The sequence below is a fragment of the Kordiimonas sp. genome (assembly GCF_048260245.1).
Lineage (GTDB): Bacteria > Pseudomonadota > Alphaproteobacteria > Sphingomonadales > Kordiimonadaceae > Kordiimonas.
On record NZ_JBLXGZ010000002.1, the window covers coordinates 152,577 to 173,552 of the forward strand.

Annotated in this window: 17 protein-coding genes; 9 read left to right on the forward strand and 8 right to left on the reverse strand. The window is 57.4% G+C overall.

What is annotated here, in order from left to right:
* The first annotated feature begins 176 nt into the window (after window positions 1-176).
* Genes ACN0VM_RS02155 through ACN0VM_RS02165 form a run of 3 tightly spaced genes read left to right on the forward strand, consistent with a single transcriptional unit; the run spans window position 177 to window position 6,977 of the window.
* Entirely contained in the window at window positions 177-1,439 is a 1,263-nt protein-coding gene (locus tag ACN0VM_RS02155) for a hypothetical protein (protein WP_417449183.1), read from the forward strand.
* Window positions 1,440-1,489: 50 nt separating this feature from the next.
* Window positions 1,490-6,304, forward strand: a complete 4,815-nt coding sequence (locus ACN0VM_RS02160) for an NAD-glutamate dehydrogenase (RefSeq protein ID WP_417449184.1) — start codon at window positions 1,490-1,492, stop codon at window positions 6,302-6,304.
* Window positions 6,305-6,338: 34 nt separating this feature from the next.
* Entirely contained in the window at window positions 6,339-6,977 is a 639-nt protein-coding gene (locus ACN0VM_RS02165) for a hypothetical protein (protein ID WP_417449185.1), read from the forward strand.
* Between the two features lie 110 nt (window positions 6,978-7,087).
* Here the strand turns inward: ACN0VM_RS02165 and ACN0VM_RS02170 are convergent, their stop codons facing one another.
* A complete protein-coding gene (locus ACN0VM_RS02170) occupies window positions 7,088-7,921 on the reverse strand; it encodes a pirin family protein (protein ID WP_417449186.1) in 834 nt (277 codons plus the stop codon).
* 11 nt (window positions 7,922-7,932) lie between these two features.
* Window positions 7,933-8,904 carry a glutathione S-transferase family protein gene (locus ACN0VM_RS02175; RefSeq protein ID WP_417449187.1) on the reverse strand — a complete coding sequence of 324 codons (972 nt, stop codon included), beginning with the start codon at window positions 8,902-8,904 and terminating at the stop codon, window positions 7,933-7,935.
* A gap of 223 nt (window positions 8,905-9,127) precedes the next feature.
* On the opposite strand from ACN0VM_RS02175, the gene ACN0VM_RS02180 reads away from it, so the two are divergent.
* A complete protein-coding gene (locus ACN0VM_RS02180; protein ID WP_417449188.1) occupies window positions 9,128-9,775 on the forward strand; it encodes a hypothetical protein in 648 nt (215 codons plus the stop codon).
* A gap of 26 nt (window positions 9,776-9,801) precedes the next feature.
* On the opposite strand, the gene ACN0VM_RS02185 is transcribed toward ACN0VM_RS02180, so the two are convergent.
* The 4 genes from ACN0VM_RS02185 to thrS all read right to left on the reverse strand — a co-directional run bounded on the left by ACN0VM_RS02185 (window position 9,802) and on the right by thrS (window position 14,577).
* Window positions 9,802-10,707 carry a LysR substrate-binding domain-containing protein gene (locus ACN0VM_RS02185; protein ID WP_417449189.1) on the reverse strand — a complete coding sequence of 302 codons (906 nt, stop codon included), beginning with the start codon at window positions 10,705-10,707 and terminating at the stop codon, window positions 9,802-9,804.
* 218 nt (window positions 10,708-10,925) lie between these two features.
* Window positions 10,926-11,609 (reverse strand): helix-turn-helix domain-containing protein, encoded by a 684-nt coding sequence (locus ACN0VM_RS02190; protein ID WP_417449190.1) that lies wholly within the window; start codon window positions 11,607-11,609, stop codon window positions 10,926-10,928.
* Window positions 11,610-11,915: 306 nt separating this feature from the next.
* Window positions 11,916-12,452, reverse strand: a complete 537-nt coding sequence (gene infC, locus ACN0VM_RS02195; RefSeq protein ID WP_417449254.1) for a translation initiation factor IF-3 — start codon at window positions 12,450-12,452, stop codon at window positions 11,916-11,918.
* Window positions 12,453-12,591: 139 nt separating this feature from the next.
* A complete protein-coding gene (gene thrS / locus ACN0VM_RS02200; protein WP_417449191.1) occupies window positions 12,592-14,577 on the reverse strand; it encodes a threonine--tRNA ligase in 1,986 nt (661 codons plus the stop codon).
* A 172-nt stretch (window positions 14,578-14,749) separates the two neighbouring features.
* On the opposite strand from thrS, the gene ACN0VM_RS02205 reads away from it, so the two are divergent.
* The 4 genes from ACN0VM_RS02205 (at window position 14,750) to ACN0VM_RS02220 (ending at window position 18,358) form a co-directional block, all read left to right on the forward strand.
* Window positions 14,750-15,502 (forward strand): alpha/beta fold hydrolase, encoded by a 753-nt coding sequence (locus ACN0VM_RS02205; protein ID WP_417449192.1) that lies wholly within the window; start codon window positions 14,750-14,752, stop codon window positions 15,500-15,502.
* On the forward strand, window positions 15,502-16,155 hold the full coding sequence (nth, locus tag ACN0VM_RS02210) for an endonuclease III (protein ID WP_417449193.1): 654 nt from the start codon (window positions 15,502-15,504) through the stop codon (window positions 16,153-16,155). Before ACN0VM_RS02205 ends, nth begins: the two co-directional genes overlap by 1 nt.
* 40 nt (window positions 16,156-16,195) lie before the next feature.
* A complete protein-coding gene (locus tag ACN0VM_RS02215; RefSeq protein WP_417449194.1) occupies window positions 16,196-17,686 on the forward strand; it encodes a M20/M25/M40 family metallo-hydrolase in 1,491 nt (496 codons plus the stop codon).
* A gap of 225 nt (window positions 17,687-17,911) precedes the next feature.
* Window positions 17,912-18,358: a GNAT family N-acetyltransferase gene (locus ACN0VM_RS02220; protein ID WP_417449195.1), complete on the forward strand. Its 447-nt coding sequence runs from the start codon at window positions 17,912-17,914 to the stop codon at window positions 18,356-18,358.
* A 39-nt stretch (window positions 18,359-18,397) separates the two neighbouring features.
* Here ACN0VM_RS02220 and ACN0VM_RS02225 read toward each other — a convergent pair whose 3' ends face one another.
* Complete coding sequence (locus ACN0VM_RS02225) at window positions 18,398-18,865, reverse strand: GNAT family N-acetyltransferase (protein WP_417449196.1); 468 nt, start codon at window positions 18,863-18,865, stop codon at window positions 18,398-18,400.
* A gap of 35 nt (window positions 18,866-18,900) precedes the next feature.
* Between ACN0VM_RS02225 and ACN0VM_RS02230 the strand changes: the two genes are divergently transcribed.
* Complete coding sequence (locus ACN0VM_RS02230; RefSeq protein WP_417449197.1) at window positions 18,901-19,320, forward strand: HIT domain-containing protein; 420 nt, start codon at window positions 18,901-18,903, stop codon at window positions 19,318-19,320.
* A 67-nt stretch (window positions 19,321-19,387) separates the two neighbouring features.
* Here the strand turns inward: ACN0VM_RS02230 and purH are convergent, their stop codons facing one another.
* Window positions 19,388-20,968 carry a bifunctional phosphoribosylaminoimidazolecarboxamide formyltransferase/IMP cyclohydrolase gene (purH, locus tag ACN0VM_RS02235; protein ID WP_417449198.1) on the reverse strand — a complete coding sequence of 527 codons (1,581 nt, stop codon included), beginning with the start codon at window positions 20,966-20,968 and terminating at the stop codon, window positions 19,388-19,390.
* Window positions 20,969-20,976: the final 8 nt, after the last annotated feature.

The following is a 20,976-nucleotide window of genomic DNA, read 5'->3' on the forward strand; positions in this document are numbered from 1 at the left end:
CTCCCTCTTCTTCCCCCCGAAGGTCCTGCCCTTTTTGGCGCAAAATACGACAATGGGCAAGCATCAAGCGCTGGCAGCGCTGTCAATTTATTGCAAAGGCTGGTTGTGGGAAAAAAGTTGTCTATTACGCCCGATCTTGCTTGCATGTGGCTCTGGGCGGTGCCATACCCGGAGACATGCGACACAGTGCTGACGCAGAAATTAATGATGGTTTGTGGGCCATGAGCGGCGATCACGAAGATATAGCTGAAGAAACAGACCACGAAGTCCCAGACGACTTTTCGCCTGCCTCAAGTGATGCCTCTCCTGTGGCTGACACCGAAGAACGCCGTCTGCATTTACGCGCCTTTGATTATTGGCATGCGCTGAAGGGTGAGCGTGTTTTCCCGCTATTCAAGGACCTTAGCCCTGAAGGCCTCTCGCCCTTCAAGACCAACAGCCTTCTGCTTGAGTTCACAACGGCGGGTGCCACTGTCCGTTTTGTCGGCGACGCTGTGGTCAAGCTTATGGAAGAGCCAATCGCGGCAGGCACCAGGCTGGAAGAAATGCCCAACTCGCCCTTTGCCAGCGCACTTCTCAGCCAGTTCGGGAAAGACGGCGGCCGCACACGCGCCGCTGAATTTGAGTTCGTCGAAGACTTCCTCGATTGCCGCGGCATCATGCTGCCTTTCAGTCGCACTGGCGACGATGCACATTTCATTATGGTTGTGGTCAGCTTCCGCCAGCGTCAGGAATGGACACCTGATATGGCGCGGGAGCAAGACACACATGCGCCGGTACAAACCGCTTCAGATAGCACCGCCCCGGGAAACCGCGCCATGGGAAAAGAAGGTGATGCCAAGGCGCTTCAGGCCCCGCTTGAGGCCTGTGAGGACGCCGTTTCGCAGGTGGCGCACCTTGACGGTGGCGGGCGCGATAGCCTCTATAATGCGTTGGCCGCTGCCTTGCGGCTTTATGAAGAGGCCAGCCTCAATCCGTCAGCCTATCAGGCATTGCTTGCGGAACATGACCTCAAGGTACAGGCGCGGGCGCCTTATACACCTGTGCTGAAACTGACCTTTGGGCGTGACTATGACAAAACCCGGTTGACGGAATATGCTGCGGCCCTTGCCTTTGCGCAGCGGTCGGGCGAAACGTCCGAAACCCTGGCCGCCTTCCTCAAGGCGCAGCAGGGCGGCATAAAAGGCTGTGTGAAAGCGGAGCGCGCCGCGCGCCGCGCCAAAGCCGGCACCAGCGCGCACGCTCAGTGGGAAGCCGCGCTTGATGCGGCGCGACAGTCACCGGGCCATGATTTGAGCACACTTGAAAGCGAAGAAGAGTTTTGTCTCGTGCTTGCACGCCGCACAGATGGCGGTGGGCTTGAGGCGATCGGCGTGGCGGAAAGCCCGCCGGGTGATGTGGATGCAGCCTTGCGCCGCTTTCACCGCATGAGTGAATGAAAACAATAAAATAAAGACCCCAGTTATCAGGTTTTGAAGGGACCAGAAAAGTGACCAGTGATGAGCAGTACAAGCAGGTCATGGCAGAGATTGGCCGCCGCGCCGTTGAGGCCATGTCCGGTGAAGAGTTGGAGGCATTCGACAAGTTCCTGGCGCAGTTTTATGCGCAGGGCCCCGATGACCTGATGGCCTTTGACCCCGAGGCGCTGTACGCCATTGCCCACAATATGTGGCAGATGGCCGAAAGCAGGCCGTCGGACAAGCCGCTTATCAAAATCATGAACCCGCGGGGCGGTAAAGCCGGCTGGTCGACCAAACACACCGTGATCCAGATTGTGAACGATGACATGCCGTTTCTGGTCGATTCGATCACCGGGTGCCTCGCCGTTACCCTCCAGTACCGCATTCATATGATGCACCACCCGATCCTGAAAACGTGGCGCGACGACAAAGGTAACCGTACCGACGAAGGCAAGGGCACCGAGATCACCGAGAGCTATATGTTCATCGAGATCGACACGCAGTCCGACAAGGCAGTGCTGAAGGAGATTGAAGACACGCTGGCAACGACGTTGGCTGACGTGCGCGCCGCCGTGCGTGACTGGAAGGCCATGCTCGCCAAGATTGACGAGACTGTTGCGTCCCTGACTGTGAACCCGCCGCCGATCGATCAGGAAGAGGTGGATGAAACCATCCGCCTTTTGCGCTGGCTTGGTGCGGACCACTTCACTTTTCTGGGCTTCCGGGAATACCGTTTTGAAGGCGACCCGGCCAAGTTCGACTTTAATCGCGTCGACGGCTCTGGCCTTGGTATCCTGCGTGACCCTGAGCGCAACGTATTGCGTGACAAGGACGGCCTGACGCCGATGTCGCCTGAAATCAGGCACTTCCTGTCACAACCTGACCCGCTCATTATTACCAAGGCCAATGTGAAATCCATGGTGCATCGCCAGTCGCACATGGACTATATCGGCGTCAAAATCTTCAACGACGAAGGCGTAGCCATTGGCGAACGCCGCTTTGTCGGTCTTTTTACTTCGCTTTCCTACCGCAAGTTCGCCACCGATGTGCCGATCATTCGCGGCAAGGTCGCCAATATCATGAAACGTTCGCAATTTGCCAAGCGGTCCTACGCCGCCAAGGCGCTGGCGCATATTCTGGAAGCCTTCCCACGCGACGAGCTGTTTCAGGTTGGCGAGGATTGGTTGTTTGAGACTGCCCTTGGCATTCTGCAATTGACAGAACGCCCGCGTCCGCGCGCCTTTGTGCGGGCAGACAGGTTTGAGCGGTTTGTCTCCGCCATGGTGTATGTGCCGCGCGAGAACTATCACTCGGGCTTGCGGCAGGCTGTGGCGGATATCCTGTGCAAATCCTACAACGGTGAAGTCTCGGTCTATTATGCCAACCTGTCTGAGGAAGCACTTGCGCGCTGGCACTTTATTATTCGCACCTTCCCGGGCGAAGTGCACAAGCCGGATGTGGAAGACATCAACCGCGCCATCGCTGAGGCCGCGCAGGGCTGGGTCGACCGCCTGCATACGGAGCTGATCGCCCATCACGGCGAAGAAAAAGGCGGCCGCCTGCATCACGAATATAAAACCCGCTTCAAGATCGCCTACCGCGAAAACTTCACCCCGGCGCAGGCCGCCTATGATGTCGCGAAACTGGAAGACGTTGCCGGTGTGGATGATGTGCGCGTGGATTTCTACCGCCACCTCGAGGACGGCGACAATCACTTCCGCCTCAAAATCTATCACGGCACCCAGTTGATCGCGCTGACGAACTGCATGCCGATCCTCGAGAATATGGGCTTCAAGGTCATTTCCGAGCATTCCTATGAGGTGCGCGGCAAGACCACGAGCTACATCCATGACTTCGCGCTCAATCGCCCTGAAGGCAGCCCTTTTGCGCTTGAGCGGTTGAAACCACTTGTCGAAGAGTTGTTCGTCAAAGTGTGGCACGGCGCGGTCGAGAATGACGGTTTCAACGAAATGGTGATCACGTCGGCGATGGACTGGCGTGAAATCCAGCTGCTTCGCGCTTACGGTAAATATATGCGCCAGCTCGGCATGGGCTATACACCTGACTATATCGCTGACGCCATGGTGGATAACACACAGATATCTGCCCAGCTTGTGGCCTTGTTCAAAGTGCAGTTCGACCCGGCCTATGAAGCTGCGAACCGCGATACCATGGCACAGAATATCGTCACCGACATCCGCAGCCTTCTCGACAGTGTGACCAGCCTTGACCATGACCGCATCATGCGGGCCTACCGCAATGTGATCAGCGCGACGCTTAGGACCAACTTCTACCAGCCTGGTGTGCTGGAGGGTGTCGACGAGCGAGCACTTGCGTTCAAGATCCGCTCCCGCGAGGTCAACGAAATGCCGCTGCCGAAACCGTTCGCCGAAATCTGGGTCTACAGCCCGCGGGTTGAAGGTGTGCATCTGCGCGGCGGGCCTGTGGCACGGGGTGGTCTCAGGTGGTCGGACCGGCGCGAAGACTTCCGCACCGAAGTGCTGGGCCTTGTGAAGGCGCAACAGGTGAAAAACGCGGTGATCGTGCCGCAAGGGGCAAAGGGCGGGTTTTTCCCCAAGCAACTGCCGCCTATCGCTGACCGTGAAGCCTATATGGCTGAAGGTGTGGCAGCCTACCGCAGTTTTATCTCAAGCCTGCTGTCGTTGACCGACAACCTTGTGGGCAACAAGGTTAAACCCCCGCAGAATGTGGTGCGCCGGGACGGGGACGATCCCTACCTTGTGGTCGCGGCCGACAAGGGCACGGCGACTTTTTCGGATATCGCCAATGGCATTTCGGTCGACCATAACTTCTGGCTCGGCGATGCGTTCGCCAGTGGCGGCTCCAATGGTTATGACCACAAAAAAATGGGCATCACCGCCAAGGGCGGCTGGGTATCCGTGCAGCGGCATTTCCGTGAAATGGGCGTCAATGTCCAGAAGGACGAGTTCACCGTTATCGGTGTGGGCGATATGGCGGGTGACGTGTTCGGCAACGGCATGCTGCTGTCAAAAACCATCCGGCTCAAAGCAGCCTTCAACCACATGCATATCTTTATCGACCCCAATCCGGGTGATACCAAAGCCGCGTGGAAGGAACGCAAGCGCCTCTTTGAAATGCCGCGATCCACGTGGGACGACTACGATAAAAAACTAATTTCCAAGGGTGGCGGCGTGTATGCGCGTGCATCGAAGTCCATTTCGCTGACACCGGAGATCAAGGAATGGCTGAAGGTTGATGCCGATGCCATGACACCGACCGATCTTATCCATCTCATCATGAAAGCGGAAGCTGACCTCTTGTGGTTTGGCGGTATCGGCACCTATGTGCGCGCCACCATCGAGACCAATGCACAAGTGGGCGACCGTGCCAATGATGGCCTCAGGGTCACGGCGCAGGAACTTCAGGTCAAGGTCATCGGCGAGGGCGGCAACCTTGGTATGACCCAGAAATCGCGGATCGAGTTTGCCCGCCGCGGTGGCCGCCTGAACACCGACTTTATCGATAACTCCGCCGGCGTGGATTGTTCCGACAAGGAAGTGAACATCAAGATTCTGATGGCGGCGGCCATTGCGAATAAGAGCCTCAAGGCGGAAGAGCGCGACAAATTGCTCGAATCGATGACCGACGAAGTGTCCGATATCGTGCTGTCAGATAACTATCTGCAAACGCAGGCGATATCGCTTGCGCAGGAAAATGCGGTCCGCTCGCGGGAATATCACCTTGGTCTCATGCGGGCGCTTGAGCGCGACGGTGGCCTGAACCGTGAGATCGAGAACCTGCCGTCTGACGAAGGTTTTGCTGAACTTGCGGCCAATGAGCAGGGCCTGACCCGGCCCGAGATCGCGACACTCATGGCCTATGCCAAGATGTCGCTTCTCGATATTCTTGTGAAAAGTAAGCTGATTGAAGACCCGGTATTGCGGCCTGAGCTTGAATGGGGCTTCCCCACCGTGTTGCGCAAGAAGTTCGAGAAGGAGCTTTCCAACCACCGGCTGAGACGCGAGATTATCGCAACGGTTCTCGCCAACGAGGTGGTGAACTGGGCGGGGCTGACCTTTGTCTATGAGGTGAAGGAAGAAACAGGCCTTGGCGTGGAAGAAATTGTGGCTGCCTTTGTGGTGGTGCGGCAGGTGTTTGGCCTGCAGGCGCAGTGGGAGGCTATAAACGAGCTTGATTACAAGGTGCCTGCGACAGTGCAGTATGACATGCATCAGTCGGTCTCCGATTCCATGAAACAACAGGTGATGTGGGTGCTCAGGAATCTGCCGCGGCCCTTTGACGTCAGTGCGCTGGTTGAACGGTTCGAAGGTCCGGTGGAAAAGCTCTTTGGTATCAAGCAGGAAATCCTGTCGGAACCGGCGCAGGATGCTTTTGTTGGCCGCCGCGACATGCTCAAGGGCAGCGGAGTCGGCCATGATCTCGCGACCTTTGTGTCAGCCTTTGAAGTGCTGACATCCGGGCCGGATATCATTGAAGTGGCAGAGAAAGCCGAAAAACGGGTCGACTATGTAGCCGCAGTGCATTTCGCGCTTGGTGACCGGCTTGGCTTTGACTGGCTCAGGCAGCGTGCCGACCGAATCCAGCCTGAAAACCACTGGGACGTGCTTTCCGTCCGCTCTGAGCTTGAGGACCTTGCCGATCAGCAGCGCGCGCTGGTTGAACGTGTCTGCCTTGAAGCGGGGGAAAAGTCGGCGAAGCAGGCCACAAAGGACTGGGCAGCCAACCAGGCAACCCAGATCATCCGTGCTGAGCGCCTGATCGAAGACCTCAGTTCATCTGGTGGCCTGACAGTGGCGAAACTCAGCTTCGCAACCCGTCACTTGCGTTCTATCCTCAGGTAGCGCTACTCTTCAGGTGAACGGGAGGCATGGAAACATGAGCGGTTCACCTGAAGATAACCACAGCATCGCGTCTGCCCCCGAGCGGGGCTGGCGCCTTTCCAAAGACACACTCAACCTTGTCATTGCGGTATGTGCGGTGCTGATCTCAGCCGCCAGTTTTGTCGCCTCCTATATGCAGTCAGAGGCGGCGTTCAGGCAGGTGAAAGCCGAGACATGGCCTTACCTGCAACTTGATAGCGGTAATGTCGACAGTGTGACGGGTGACCGGATCATCACGGTCAAGCTCGAGAATGTGGGGGTTGGTCCGGCAGACGTTAAAAGTTTTGAGCTTTATTACAAGGATGAGCACGTCAAGACGGTTTACCAGTTCATCCCGATGTGCTGTGCCGCTGCAAGCGATATGCGCATGCCTGCCCTTACTGCCGCGGGCTTCATCACCAGCACACCTGCCCCCAAAATTCTTGCAAGCGGGGCCGCTTCGCTGGTTTTTGCACTGCCTGAAACTACCGAGAACGCGGCGCTTTGGGCGGTGCTGGACAAGGCCCGTTTCGACCTGCGGGCCAGGGGGTGCTACTGCTCACTGCTGGGCGAATGTTATGAAACTGACTTTGTGTCCGCGCCGATCGGGGTGGAGGCCTGCCGTGTGAACCCCAAGCTCAATTATTCTGGCTAGGCAGGATAAGGCCTCAGGAGGGGCCCCGGGCTCTCGGGGAAGGGGGGTCTGGGGGGAGGAGGAAAGCCCGGGGTGTAGAACTGGGAAGAGTCGTCTTGGGAACACTTCTGTTACGAAGCAGACAGGAAGCGCCCTTTGTTCCAATCGTCGATTGTTGCCATTATTTCTTCGCGGGTGTTCATGACAAACGGACCATAGCGGGCAACGGGCTCGTTATTGGGCTTGCCCGCAATCATCAGGAAGCGCGTGCCTGCCTTGCCGCGCACATTCACATGGTCCCCGTCGGACAGGACCGCCAGCGTGCGTGCTGGCACGGCTTCACCACCGACAATAATGTCGCCCTGAATGCCGTATAGAAAGGCCGTATGGCCAGCATCCACCGGCAAAGTGACGTCTGCGTCACTGGTCAGCGTTATGTCGGCGAAAAAAGGCCGCGCGGCAATATCCTTGACCGCCCCTTCTTCGCCAAGCAGCGACCCGGCGACAAGCTGTGCATTAAAACCCTCACCCTTCACCGTCGGGATTTCATCGCGCGAGACATCCTGATAGCGTGGCGGGATCATTTTTTGGGCGGCAGGCAGGTTTACCCACAATTGAAAGCCGCGCACATCCTCATCCGATGCTACAGGCATTTCCGAATGGATGATGCCGCGCCCGGCTGTCATCCACTGCGCGTCACCAGGGCCGATGACACCGTGGTTGCCGACGCGGTCTCCGTGTTCCATGCGTCCTGAAAGCATATAGGTCACAGTCTCAAAGCCGCGGTGCGGATGCTCGGGGAATCCGGCGCCTTTGGCGTCCTTGGGCAAGACCATTTCGTCCAGCAGCAGGAAAGGATCAAGGACCGAAAGGTCCGGCCTGCCGATGCTGCGGTGGACCGTCACGCCCTGCCCTTCCGGTGTGGCGACGGCCGGGTAAAGCCGGTCGATTGTGCGTGCTGTCATGGTGGCCTCCTTTAAAGCCAGTCCCGCCCGTGCGGGGCGGTCAGGTCTTGTTCCGGCCCTTCCGGCACGATGCCGGTTGGGTTGATGGTTTTGTGGCTGGCGTAATAGTGCGTTTTGATGTGGGTCATATCCACGGTCTCCGCCACGCCGGGCATCTGGTATATTTCGCGTAGGTAAGCGCTGAGTTCCGGATAGTCGGCAATGCGCCGAATGTTGCATTTGAAGTGGCCAACATACACCGGGTCGAACCGGACAAGAGTGGTAAAGAGGCGGATATCCGCTTCGGTGAAGGCGGCCCCCATCAGGTAGCGATTATCGGCCAGCCGGGCTTCGGTCCAGTCCAGCGTATCAAAAAGCGGCTTCACGGCCTCTTCGTAAGCGTCCTGGGTCGTGGCAAAACCTGCTTTATAGACACCGTTGTTGACGGTGTCATAAATGCGATCATTCACGTCATTGATGTCATCCTGCAAGGCAGCCGGGTAATAGTCAGCTTTGGCACCGCCAATGTCGTCAAAGGCGCTGTTCATCATGCGGATGATCTCGGCACTCTCATTTGAAACGATGGTTTCGGTCTTTTTATCCCACAAAACAGGTACGGTCACCCGGCCGGAATAGTCCGGTTTTGCACGGGTGTATATCTCATGGAGATAGTCAGCCCCGTAGAGGGGATCGCCCGTGCTGCCATCCTTGGCGTCAAAGGTCCAGCCGTGGTCGAGCATTTTCATGCCGACGACAGACACGTCAACCATATCTTCGAGGCCCTTGAGTTTACGCATAACCAGGGTGCGGTGCGCCCAAGGGCATGCCAGCGAAACATACAGGTGATAGCGCCCGGCCTCGGCCTTGAAGCCACTTTTACCTGAGGGGCCAGCCGTGCCGTCCCTTGTTACCCAGTTGCGGAAGACGCTGTCCTGTCGTTTAAACCGACCATCATCAGTGTCATACCATTTGTCTTTCCACTCGCCGTCCACAAGCAAACCCATGTTTGTCTCCTGTCGTTTTGATCGCTGTTTGTCTTGCGCTCAAGATAAGCGGGAAGATTGACGACTTGTAGGCAGAGAAAAGCGAAGCCTGTGTTGCAGCTATTCGAACGCAGGCAAAATATAAATACTGTAACCTATTAGAACTAAAGCGTTTATACTGTGTGAAAATATTAATTGAGAATTGGGAAAAGCAGTGTTTTTCAGGCTCCTTTTGGTTGTTTTTGTGACAGCATTCACTTCTTCTGGTGGTGTTATGGCTGAAGGTGGTCAATGTCTTGAAATCGGCAGGCCGGTTGCGCTTGTTGACGAAGCGCGACTGCAACGGTTCCAGCGGCAAATGGCGGCAGACCATGGCATTTGCCTCACATTTATTGCCATTCCGTTCCGCCGCAGCGAGCAGATGATGCTGCAAGGTAAGCTGGACGGAGACCTCTTGAGAACGGCCATCTGGGCGGAAATGTATGCCCGCGAGGTTGTTGCGGTACCAACCCCGGCGTTCAGGAGTGCAGTGATCGCCATCAGCCCGAAAGCATCAGCCGTCAAGATCACAGCGCTGCTGGACCTGAAAGCTTACCGCCTGCTCTATCCTTCCGGTTTCCGCTGGGCAGAGCAGGTCGTTCTGGAACTGGATATGAGTGCAATGCAGATTCCCTCAGTGGGCCGGTACCTGACAACACTGCGCGCTGGCGAGGCTGACGTCGGCTTGCTTGAGAAGTCGGTTTTACCGTTCCTTGGCGACGTCTCCGACATGACTATCCAGGAGGTAGAAAAGCTGGATTATTTTATCGTCTTGCAGCGGCGCCACGCTGGCCTTGTTAACGCCTTTGATGCCGCCCTTGAAAAAACCGGCCCGTTTTTACTGCAGGAATAGTCCGGGGGCTCCGGCTTTCTTGCAGGCTACAGGTTGCTGGCGTGACAATCCTCGGCAAACCAGTCTGCAAGATGATCAATCAGGGCGCGGACCTTCAGCGGCAACAGTCGCTTTTCCGGATATAAGGCGTAAAGCGCCGTCGGGGGTTGCGGATAATCTTCAAGGATTGACACAAGTGCGCCGCTCTCAAGCGACGTGTGGACAAAAAAGCGCGGCAAGCTGGATACGGCAAGCCCCGCGAGCGCGGCTTCATGTTGCATCTGGCCGGAGTTGCAGGTCAGGCGGCCTTTGACGCGCACCGACTCGGTTTCGGGGCCGCTGCCGAAACGCCACTGTTTGGCGGCTTCAACATTTGAATAGAACACGCAATAATGGTCGCGCAGGTCTTCAGGTTTTTCAGGTGTACCATACTTTTCAAGGTAGTCGGGACTTGCAACAACATGGCCGCGCATGGTTCCAAGTTTACGGGCGATGAGACTGGTGTCGTCCAGTTCCCGCGCGATCCTGAGACCAAGGTCATATCCGCCACCGATGATGTCCACCCGCTCGTCGGTCAGGTTCATTTCAAACTTCAGGTCCGGGTGTCGTTTCATGAAATCCATCAGTGGCGGGCCAAGGAAAAGGTCAGCAAAACTGCGGGGTGCTGTGATGCGCAGGTTGCCGACAAGGTTGCCTTCCGTGCACTTGACCGCCTGCGCTGCATCCTCAAGGTCATCGAGGATGCGTTGGCCGCGTTCATAAAACAGCGCGCCTTCATCGGTGGGGCTGACACCCTTGGTGGTGCGTGCAAGCAGCCGCACACCAAGGTCGTCTTCGAGCGACTGGATGCGGCGCGACGCCACGGATTTGGTGACATGTAGCGCCTTGGCGGCGGCGGTGAGGTTGCCGGTTTCAACAGCGCGGCAGAAGGTGCGGATGGCCTGAAGGTCCATGTGGTGAACTCCGTATGATTATCCGGAACACTTTGGGTGCAATAATGGTCTGGCGTTGTGTGACGCGCAACAAAAAACCGGCCTCATGGGGCCGGCTTGTGCACAGTTTGTGCAGGCTTTTTACACTATATGCGCAGGATTGGTGCAGGGTTTGTGCAAGTCCTGAGTAGGTTAAGCACAGGTTCAGGCCAAGTCCCGGGCGCGTTTTCAGGCACGCATTATCGCCAGCGCCGACTGATATAAAAACACGCCAGCCCGCCGAAGATGAACATCACCCCGAAGCTGTAATGCCAGCTGATGGCAGAAGGCCTGCTTTCACGTTGTTGGTCATAAAGCGTATATTTGCGGAAGCCGCCATCTGTCTGCTCAACGAAGCTCGGCCCCTTGTTGCTGTCCAGTTCCTTGAAATCATAGTCCAGCCGGTCGCTGAGCGTTCGGTTTTCGCTGTCCGGCCCGCCGACCGCGAGAAACTCGAACAGCATGGGGCTCTCCCCCTGTTTTATCACTCCTTCCGAGCGGTAGAGATAATGCATGTGCGCACCCTCGGGGACTGAATAGGCAAGCCCGAACAAGCCACCGCCCAGCATGATCATGACAAGCCCGGCAATGAGCCACGCGCGCTGGAAGCGGGTTTCATTCTGCCCGCGCCTGAGCAACAGGGCGCGCACGTCGCCAATTTCCCTGAGCTTGTCAAGCTCGGCGGAAAAGACCTTCTGGCTCAGGTCCGCCACATCAATGGCATAGGCCTTGACGAGGCGGCCAAAGATGTCTTCTGACGGGTAAGATTTTCCTGTCTCCAGTTTTGACAGGTAAGATTGTTCGATATTGGCCCTCGCTGCGGCCTCGGGCTGGGTCCAGCCATTGTGTTCCCGTATCTGTCGTAAATAATCGCCAAACTTCATGTTGGTCTCCTGTGCCGCGCTTTTGGTGCGCTAGTTTGTTGAAAACACGACACATTCTTTTGAAGTCATGCCCGGAATGCCAGATGAATATAGCGGAATATCACGCGGTGCGCAGGAATATTAGGCTGGTCCAGCGAATAGCCGGGCCCTTTAGGCGTATCAGGGCAACGCGCTAACCCCGCCCCCATATCATGGCGGGACATCGCGGGCCTTCTTGTGGACAGGACGAACGGTGGGCCCTGATCCCAAATAAAAAACCGCCCTGAATGAGGACGGTTTCTTGGGTGTTTCACGTGAAGCGCAGCCTTATTTTGGTGCGATGACCATGATCATCTGGCGGCCTTCCATCTTGGGGCGAGCCTCGATCTTGGCTTCTTCTTCCATCTCGGCGGCAACTTTCTTGAGCACGTCCATGCCCAGTTCCTGGTGCGCCATTTCACGGCCACGGAAACGGATGGTCACCTTCACCTTGTCACCTTTTTCGATGAACTGGTGAATTTTCTTCATCTTGGTTTCATAGTCGTGGGTGTCGATGCCGGGACGCATCTTGATCTCTTTGACCTCTTGCGTCTTCTGGTTCTTGCGAGCCAGGTTGGCTTTTTTCTGCTGTTCGTACTTGAACTTGCCGTAGTCGAGAATCTTGCATACGGGCGGTTCCGCACCTGGCGAGATCTCTACAAGATCCAACCCTACGTCGTCGGCGAGTCCTCTCGCCTGTGCGACGGTTACGACACCATGGTTTTCACCATTAGCTCCGATCAGCCGGACTTCTTTCACTCTGATCTGATCGTTAACGCGCGGCCCTTCCTGTTTGGGTGGGGTCGCAAATTGCCCTCTACGTATGGTCAGTTCTCCTGTCGACGTTAAGTGGCGAGCCACACTTGCGGGCTCGCCTTGCACTTTTTTTACTATACCCTGTATCGTGGTCGCTGGAAAGCCTTGAAAAACGCGGGCTTCGTAACGGTGCCACAAATTGGCAACACTAGTTGCCGGTCGGCATCACCGCTTCAGCAGACAGCGCGGCCGCGGCGTCATCAAGCGTCATGACCTTGTTCTCGTTCGAGCCAAGGCGGCGCATGGACACTTTGCCCTCTTCCGCTTCGCGCATACCCACCACCAGAATCACCGGCACCTTGGCGTGGCTGTGCTCGCGGACCTTATAGTTGATCTTCTCGTTCCTGAGGTCCGTGTTCACGCGCATGCCCAGTGCCGATAGCCTGTCAGCCACGCTCTGTGCGTATTCGTCGGCCTCCGACGTGATGGGCGCCACAGCAACCTGTGTCGGTGCCATCCACAGCGGCATCTTGCCGGCGTAATGCTCAATCATGATGCCGATGAAACGCTCCAGCGTGCCAAGAATGGCGCGGTGCAGCATTACCGGGCGATGCTTGTTGCCGTCCTCACCGATATAGCTTGCGTCCAGCCGTTCGGGCAGCACAAAATCGGTCTGCAATGTACCGCACTGCCAGGTACGGCCGATGGCGTCCGACAGGTGGAACTCAAGTTTGGGGCCATAAAAGGCACCTTCGCCAGGGGCGTATTCAAACTCAAGGTTCGCCGCCTTCAGCGCGGCTTCAAGTGCGCCTTCCGCCTTGTCCCATATCTCGTCACTGCCAGCGCGCATCTCAGGGCGCGTTGCCAGCTTTACCTGAAAGTCAGGGAAGCCGAGGTCTTTGTACACGCTGGCCAGAAGCGCGCAGAAAGCTACACTTTCTTCTGTCACCTGATCTTCGCGGCAGAAGATATGCGCGTCATCCTGTGTCATCTGGCGTACGCGCATCAACCCGTGCAGCGCACCATGCGCCTCGTTCCGGTGGCAGCAACCAAATTCGGCAAAGCGGATCGGCAGGTCACGGTAGGATTTGATACCCTGCTTGAAAATCTGCACATGCGCCGGGCAGTTCATCGGCTTGAGCGCCATCAGCTTGGCGTCGCCCGACAGTACCGGGCCGTCCTCTTCGGTATTCGGCACCTCATCGGGCACGACAAACATGTTTTCACGGAACTTGGCCCAGTGGCCCGATTGCTCCCAGAACTTGCTGTCAAGCACCTGTGGCGTCTTCACCTCGCGGTAGCCCGCGCCCTGAAGTCGCGTGCGGATGTATTTTTCAAGCGCGAGCCAGATTGTGTAGCCTTGCGGGTGCCAGAAGACCGACCCCTGCGCTTCTTCCTGCAGGTGGAACAGGTCCATTTCGCGGCCCAGCTTGCGGTGGTCGCGTTTTGCGGCTTCTTCAAGCCGCAGCAGATAGGCTTTCAGCTCTTTTTTATCGCGCCAGCAGGTGCCGTAAATGCGGGTCAGCATTGCGTTTTTGCTGTCGCCGCGCCAGTAAGCACCCGCCACCTTCATCAGCTTGAAGGCGTCGCCCAGTTTACCGGTTGAGGGCAGGTGCGGCCCCCGGCAGAGGTCAAGCCATTCGCCTTGCCGGTAAATGGTTACCAGTTCACCCGCCGGGATGGCTTCGATCAGCTCGGCCTTGTAGTGCTCGCCGATTTTCTTGAAGTAGGCGACGGCGTCGTCCCGGTCCCACACTTCGCGGATGATGTCCTCGTCGCGCTTGACGATCTCGTGCATGCGTTTCTCGATCACCTCAAGGTCTTCTTCGGTGAACGGCTTGTCGCGTGCAAAATCGTAGAAAAAGCCATCTTCGATCACGGGGCCGATGGTAACCTGCGTGCCGGGGAACAGTTCCTGCACCGCTTCGGCCATGATGTGCGCCGCGTCGTGGCGCATCAGCTCAAGCCCGTCATCGTCCTTCTTGGTGATGATGGAAACGTCTGCGTCCGCTTCAATTTCACGGTTCAGGTCCCACAGCTCGCCACCCACTTTGATCGCCAGCGCAGCCTTGAGAAGCCCCGGCCCAATGTCCGAGGCGAGTGTGGTGCCGGTTACCGGGCCATCAAACGTGCGCACGCTGCCATCAGGCAGGCGCAGGTTGACCGGGTTTTTGACACTCGCGTTCTCGTTCATTGGTCTGGTTTCCTCAAAATAGAAATTATGGAATTCGCGAGTTAACTACGCGGTGGCGGGAAGTCAAGCAAAGCCTTGGCTTTTATGCCGCTTGAGCCTTAAAAAGACCCCTGCTAGGGTCACGCCGGAGCAACACCACTGTCAGTCTATTATAGCTAAGGGGAAACAGCGCATGCCAAAACCATCCTTCATGGACACCGATCACGGCACCAATATCGCCTATCACCGCACCCATGGCGCGGGGCCGGGCGTGGTGTTTTTGGGCGGTTTCATGAGCGATATGGAAGGCTCCAAGGCGCTTGCGCTCGAAGACTGGGCCAGGCGCACGGGCCGCGCTTTTGTGCGCTTTGACTATCAGGGGCACGGGCAGTCGTCGGGCACGTTCGCTGACGGCACCATTGGCCTTTGGCTCCGGGACGCGCTTGCGGTGATCGATCGGTTGACGACAGGTCCGCAAATTCTGGTGGGTTCGTCCATGGGCGGTTGGATCGCGCTGCTCGCGGCCAAGGCGCGGCGCGCACGGGTGAAAGCGCTTGTCGGCATCGCCGCAGCGCCTGATTTCACGCTTTGGCACTGGGACGCGCTGACGGATACTGAGCGCGAGACCATCCTCACCGAAGGCCGCCTGCTGGTGCCAAGCGATTATGGCCCCGACCCGTATGTTTTCACCCGCGACCTGTTTGAGGACGGCTGGCGTAACCGGGTGAATCACGGCCCGATCCACCTTGATATCCCTGTGCGGCTTATTCAGGGCACCGCCGACCCTGACGTGCCGTGGCAAACCGCGCTCAGCATTGCCGACAACCTCACGGGCGAGGACACGGAGGTTATCTTGGTGCCGGGCGGTGACCACCGGCTGTCGCGCGACGTTGACCTTGCGCGCCTTGTGCGCGTAGTGGGGAACCTCGTGGAAGGGCTCAGGTAATGGCAGGCAAATATTCAAAGCTGAACCGCGACAAGATTTTTGAGTTTTTCAGAAGGCTCGCGGAAGATAACCCCAACCCCGAGGGCGAGCTCGATTATGTAAACGAGTTCACGCTTCTGGTCGCCGTTGTACTGTCGGCGCAGGCAACGGACGTGGGGGTGAACAAGGCGACCAAAAACCTCTGGCCCGTGGCTGACACGCCGGAGAAAATGGTTGCGCTCGGCGTGGATGGCCTGAAGGAATATATCAAGACCATCGGGCTTTATAATTCCAAAGCCGAAAATGTTATCAAGCTGTGCCGTGACTTGATTGACAAACATGGCTCCAAAGTGCCTGAGACACGGGAAGAGCTTGAGGCGCTCGCCGGCGTTGGCCGCAAGACCGCGAATGTGGTGCTCAATATCGCCTTCGGCCAGCCGACGTGTGCTGTCGATACCCATATCTTCCGGGTGTCGAACCGCACCGGCCTCGCGCCCGGCAAGGACGTGCTGAAGGTTGAGCTGGCGCTTGAAAAAGTCATCCCCGAACCCTTCCGCCTGCACGCGCACCACTGGCTCATTCTGCTTGGCCGCTACATCTGCAAGGCTAGGAGGCCCGACTGCGCCAAATGCAAGCTGACGGACATCTGTTTGTACAAAGAAAAAACGATCTAACTCATAGCTGTAGTATGGCGCTGTAAATCGAGGGACTGTGATGCGTACTGTTAAATTTTTAGGGCTTGCCCTGCTGTTGGCTGTTGTTGTGTTGGGTACCGTGATGGTGACTCGTACCTTTATGCTGTTGCCGGCGGGGGAAGCGCACAGCGTGAAAAACGCGACGCTTGATGACGCCGACGTGCGCCGAATCGGTGAAAACCTCGCGGCCGCCATCCGTTATGAGACCATCAGCCACGACCTGAATACCGCCCCCGACGATGCGGCGTTTAAAGGCTTCCACAAGTTCCTTGAAGACACCTACCCCAATGCCCATGGGGTGATGGAGCGTGAAGTCGTCTCAGGCTATTCCCTCATGTACCGCTGGCCAGCCGTTGAGGGTGCCAGCAAAAAGCCCATCGCGCTTCTGGCGCACATGGATGTGGTACCGGTGCCGGAATATGGCCTCAAAGACTGGAAACACCCGCCGTTTGACGGCGTGATTGACGCGGACGGTGTGCTGTGGGGCCGGGGTGCCTTGGATGACAAGGGCATCCTGATTTCGCTGATGGAAGCGGCGGAACGTATGGCCACATCTGGCTTCACGCCGGACCGCGATATCTATTTCCTGTTTGGTCATGACGAGGAACTGGGCGGCGACATGGGCGCGGTCAAGATGGCGGAAATCCTGAAGGCGCGCGGTGTGCAGCTTGCCTGGGCGATGGACGAAGGCTCGGCAATGACAGACGGCATTGTGCCGGGCATACAAAGCCCGGTCGCGCTTGTCAGCCTTGGCGAGAAGGGTTCGGTGACGCTCAAATTCTCGGCTGAGGATGAAGGCGGACACTCAAGCGTGCCGAAAGAGTTTACCGCTGCCAGCCTCGCCGCCAAAGCGGGCGCCACAGTGATGGATAACCCTTATGAGCCAATCCTCGATGAACATCTGGAAGAATTCCTGTTCGCCATCGCGCCCGAACAACCCTTTATCAACCGGTTGATGATTGCCAACCTGTGGCTCACCCGCCCGCTGATGGAAGCGCAGCTCGCGAAAAGCCCGACTGTGGCGGCCTTCATGCGCACCACCACGGCGTTCACCATGATGAAATCGGGCACCAAAACCAATATCCTGCCGCAGTATGGTGAGGCGGTGGTGAACTACCGCATTCACCCGCGCGACACGGTGGCGAGCGTGACCGAACGCGCCCGGACGCTCGTGGATGATGAGCGGGTGAAAATTACCAACCTCGGTGGCGGCCGTGAAGCCACCAGCATGTCTGACGCTTCGGGCGAAGGCTACAAAGCCATTATCGCCACCATTGCGGATGAGTTTGGCGATATCCCCATCGCGCCTACGCTCACCGTGCAAGGCACCGACGCGCGGCACTATGACATGGTGGCCGACGGCGTGTACCGCTTCATGCCTTTTGTGTTTAAGCCCGAAGACTTGAAGCGCATCCACGGCACCAATGAAGCAGTGCCCATCGCCGTGATCGCGCGGCAGGTGGACTTTTTCGAGAAACTCATGCGACGCTCGGCGGGGGCCGCGCCGTAACGGAACCTACTTTACCGGTTTGCGCTGTCGTGCTAGGTGAACAGTCATCTTTCACAGCAGAGACTTTTATGTCCCGTTGATCAAGGGGGTGCGTTGCACCGCCACCACATTGCCAAACCGCTTTCCCTGCGCCGGGCCTCCTGCGCAAGCCGTTTGGCATATCCAGCAAAAATTTGATCAAGATACGGCGCCGCCCCGAGGTGGTGTCGCAACAGGACATAAACAATGATTCGCAAGTTTCATCATGACGACACGAACGCGGTTCTGCGCGTCTGGTACGAGGCCAACAAGCTTGCCCACCCTTTTCTAAGCGAAGACTTTCTGGCTGAAGTCAGGCTGAAGGTACGAGATATCTACCTGCCCAATACCGAAAGCCATGTTGTCGAACAGCATGGCGAGGTGGTTGGTTTTATCAGTCTCATCTCTCACCCAGACAGCATACCGGAAGTGGGGGCTATCTTCATCGAGCCCGCTTTTATCGGCAAAGGGTTCGGCAGGATGCTGATGGACCATGTTGTCGCCGACCATCCGAGGCTTTGCCTGGATGTTTTCGCGGAAAACACTATCGGCAGGCGTTTCTATGACCGCTACGGTTTCAAGGAGGTCAGGCGATATGCCTTTGAAGCCACGGGCGACACCGTGGTGACGCTTAAACTGGGCAAAGCGCTGTAAATGAAGCTGGTGACGCCTTGGCCATGGCTTGCCGGGGCGTCACTGGTGTTTCGGTGAAGGTGTGTATTCCATAATCACCAGTGTCTCGCCGGGCACCGTCTCCCGGTCCTCGCGCACTTCCTGAAAACCAAGCGAACGGTAGACATGCCGTGCCCGGTCGTTCTGGGCGTAGACGTCAAGCCAGATGACCTCAAGTACCGGGTCCGCCGTGAACTGGCTTAGTACATCGCGCATGAAGGCGGTGCCGATGCCGTCGCTCCGGCGTGCGACAACAATGCGTTTCCATTCAAGCCGATTGGGGCTGTTATAATTCAGGATGGCAAAACCAATGGCCTTTCCTTCGGCATTTTCGGCGATTAGGTAGCGATAAGTTGGCTCGGCCATCTTGTCGCGGTGGGTGGTTTCGTCCCACGCATGCACATATTGGTTTGCCGGGTCCAGTTCCAGCGCACGGATAAAAAATATATCCTCTTCCCCCGCCGGCCGGGTACGGTAAAATGATGCCATATAGTCAACCCCCCATTGGAACATGGAGAGCGAGTATGACAACATTTCACCTTCATAAGCAACTGGCGATGGATACAGAATATGTCTGTACGCTCTCGCTGTGTCGTGTGCTGCTGGTGAATGACAGTAATTATCCCTGGCTTATTCTGGTGCCGGAACGCGCCGACATGCGCGAAATTCATGATTTGGCAGAAGGCGACCAGATCGAGCTGATGGGCGAGATCACCTTGGTATCACGCATGCTGCAAACCGCCCTTGAGGCCGACAAGATGAATATCGCCGCCCTTGGCAACATGGTATCGCAGCTTCATGTGCATGTCATCGCGCGCTACGAGGGGGACCCGGCGTGGCCCGGCCCGGTTTGGGGCAAGGTGTCGGCTGAGCCGTATGAAGCCGAGGTGCTGGAAGCCCGCCTTGAGCACCTGCGCGCCCATCTGGCCGACATGAGCCTATAAAAGACATCGGCCCATAAAAAAAGCCGGAGCAGATGCCCCGGCTTTTCCGTCAATTGGTGTGCGTGTGCTAGTGGCGGAAGTGGCGCATGCCGGTGAATACCATGGCAAGCCCGGCCTCGTCTGCGGCGGTGATCACTTCATCGTCACGCATGGATCCGCCCGGCTGGATGACGGCGGTGGCACCTGCCTCAGCCGCGGCCAGAAGGCCGTCCGCGAAGGGGAAGAAGGCGTCAGACGCGACAACCGAACCCTTGGCAAGGCTTTCTGCGTCCCCTGCCATCTCAGCCGCTTCACCGGCGCGTATGGCGGCGATGCGGCTGCTGTCGCGGCGGTTCATCTGCCCGGCGCCGATGCCCACGGTCATGCCGTCGCGCACGTAAACGATCGCGTTTGATTTCACATGTTTGCCCACCTGGAAGGCGAACAGCATGTCTTTCAGTTCTGTGTCTGTGGGCGCGCGCTTGGTGACCACCTTCAGGTCATCCAGCGTCACACGGCCGGTGTCGCGGTTCTGCACCAGATAGCCACCCGCGACGGACTTGATCATTTTGGCTGCCTGTGTTGGCAGCGCAAGGCCGCCTGTGGTCAGCAGGCGCAGGTTTTTCTTGGCGCCAATAATCTCTTTGGCCTCATCTGTGACCTCAGGCGCGATGATCACTTCGGTGAATACCTTGATGATCTCCTTGGCCGTGTCAGCGTCGAGACGGCCATTGAGCGCCACAATGCCGCCAAAAGCGGAAACCGGGTCACATTTCAGAGCCTTGTTGTAGGCGTCCAAAAGGCTTGCGCCCATTGCCACACCACATGGGTTGGCGTGTTTGATGATGGCGACCGTTGGAACGCTTTGGTCAAACTCGCTCACCAGTTCAAAGGCGGCATCGGTATCGTTGAGGTTGTTGTAGGAAAGTTCCTTGCCCTGATGCTGCACGGCGGTGGCGATACCCGGGCGGTTTTCTGCGTTTTTATAGAAAGCGGCAACCTGATGCGGGTTTTCTCCATAGCGGCATTCCTGCACTTTTTCGCCCGCGAACGGCAGGCGGTCGGGGAAGGTTTCGCCGTTTTGTGCGGCAAACCACTGGGCGATGGCGGCGTCATAGGAACCGGTGCGGCTATAGGCCTTGGCGGCAAGGCGGCGGCGGGTCTCAAGCGTGGTGCCGCCGGTCTCGCTGATCTCGGCGATGACAGTGGCATAGTCTGAAGGATCGGTCACAATGGTGACAAAGCCATGATTCTTGGCCGCCGAGCGCACCATGGCCGGGCCGCCGATGTCGATATTCTCGATACAGGTTTTAAAATCCGCACCTGAGGCAACGGTGGCTTCAAACGGGTACAGGTTGATGGCCACAAGGTCGATGGCGCCGATATCATGGTCTTTCATCGCTTTGATGTGGTCTTTGTTGTCCCTCAGCGCCAACAGGCCGCCGTGAATTTTGGGGTGCAGCGTTTTCACGCGCCCGTCCATCATTTCCGGGAAGCCGGTGTGGTCGGCCACTTCCTTAACCGGCAGGCCCGCGTCGCGGATGGCCTTGGCCGAGCCACCCGTTGAAAGCAGTTCAACACCCTTGTCCGCCAGCGCCCGCGCCAGCTCCACCAGCCCGGTTTTGTCAGATACCGACAAAAGGGCGCGTTTAATTGTTACTTTATCCATAAGTACTG

Bases quoted from the DNA above. Each gene is read 5' to 3' on its own strand.
- ACN0VM_RS02215 (WP_417449194.1), top strand. From the start codon at position 16,196: ATGCGTACTGTTAAATTTTTAGGGCTTGCCCTGCTGTTGGCTGTTGTT.
- ACN0VM_RS02165 (WP_417449185.1), top strand. From the start codon at position 6,339: ATGAGCGGTTCACCTGAAGATAACCACAGCATCGCGTCTGCCCCCGAG.
- purH (WP_417449198.1), bottom strand. From the start codon at position 20,968: ATGGATAAAGTAACAATTAAACGCGCCCTTTTGTCGGTATCTGACAAA.
- ACN0VM_RS02205 (WP_417449192.1), top strand. From the start codon at position 14,750: ATGCCAAAACCATCCTTCATGGACACCGATCACGGCACCAATATCGCC.
- nth (WP_417449193.1), top strand. From the start codon at position 15,502: ATGGCAGGCAAATATTCAAAGCTGAACCGCGACAAGATTTTTGAGTTT.
- ACN0VM_RS02190 (WP_417449190.1), bottom strand. From the start codon at position 11,609: ATGAAGTTTGGCGATTATTTACGACAGATACGGGAACACAATGGCTGG.
- ACN0VM_RS02220 (WP_417449195.1), top strand. From the start codon at position 17,912: ATGATTCGCAAGTTTCATCATGACGACACGAACGCGGTTCTGCGCGTC.
- ACN0VM_RS02225 (WP_417449196.1), bottom strand. From the start codon at position 18,865: ATGGCATCATTTTACCGTACCCGGCCGGCGGGGGAAGAGGATATATTT.
- ACN0VM_RS02175 (WP_417449187.1), bottom strand. From the start codon at position 8,904: ATGGGTTTGCTTGTGGACGGCGAGTGGAAAGACAAATGGTATGACACT.
- ACN0VM_RS02185 (WP_417449189.1), bottom strand. From the start codon at position 10,707: ATGGACCTTCAGGCCATCCGCACCTTCTGCCGCGCTGTTGAAACCGGC.
- thrS (WP_417449191.1), bottom strand. From the start codon at position 14,577: ATGAACGAGAACGCGAGTGTCAAAAACCCGGTCAACCTGCGCCTGCCT.
- ACN0VM_RS02230 (WP_417449197.1), top strand. From the start codon at position 18,901: ATGACAACATTTCACCTTCATAAGCAACTGGCGATGGATACAGAATAT.
- ACN0VM_RS02170 (WP_417449186.1), bottom strand. From the start codon at position 7,921: ATGACAGCACGCACAATCGACCGGCTTTACCCGGCCGTCGCCACACCG.
- ACN0VM_RS02155 (WP_417449183.1), top strand. From the start codon at position 177: ATGCGACACAGTGCTGACGCAGAAATTAATGATGGTTTGTGGGCCATG.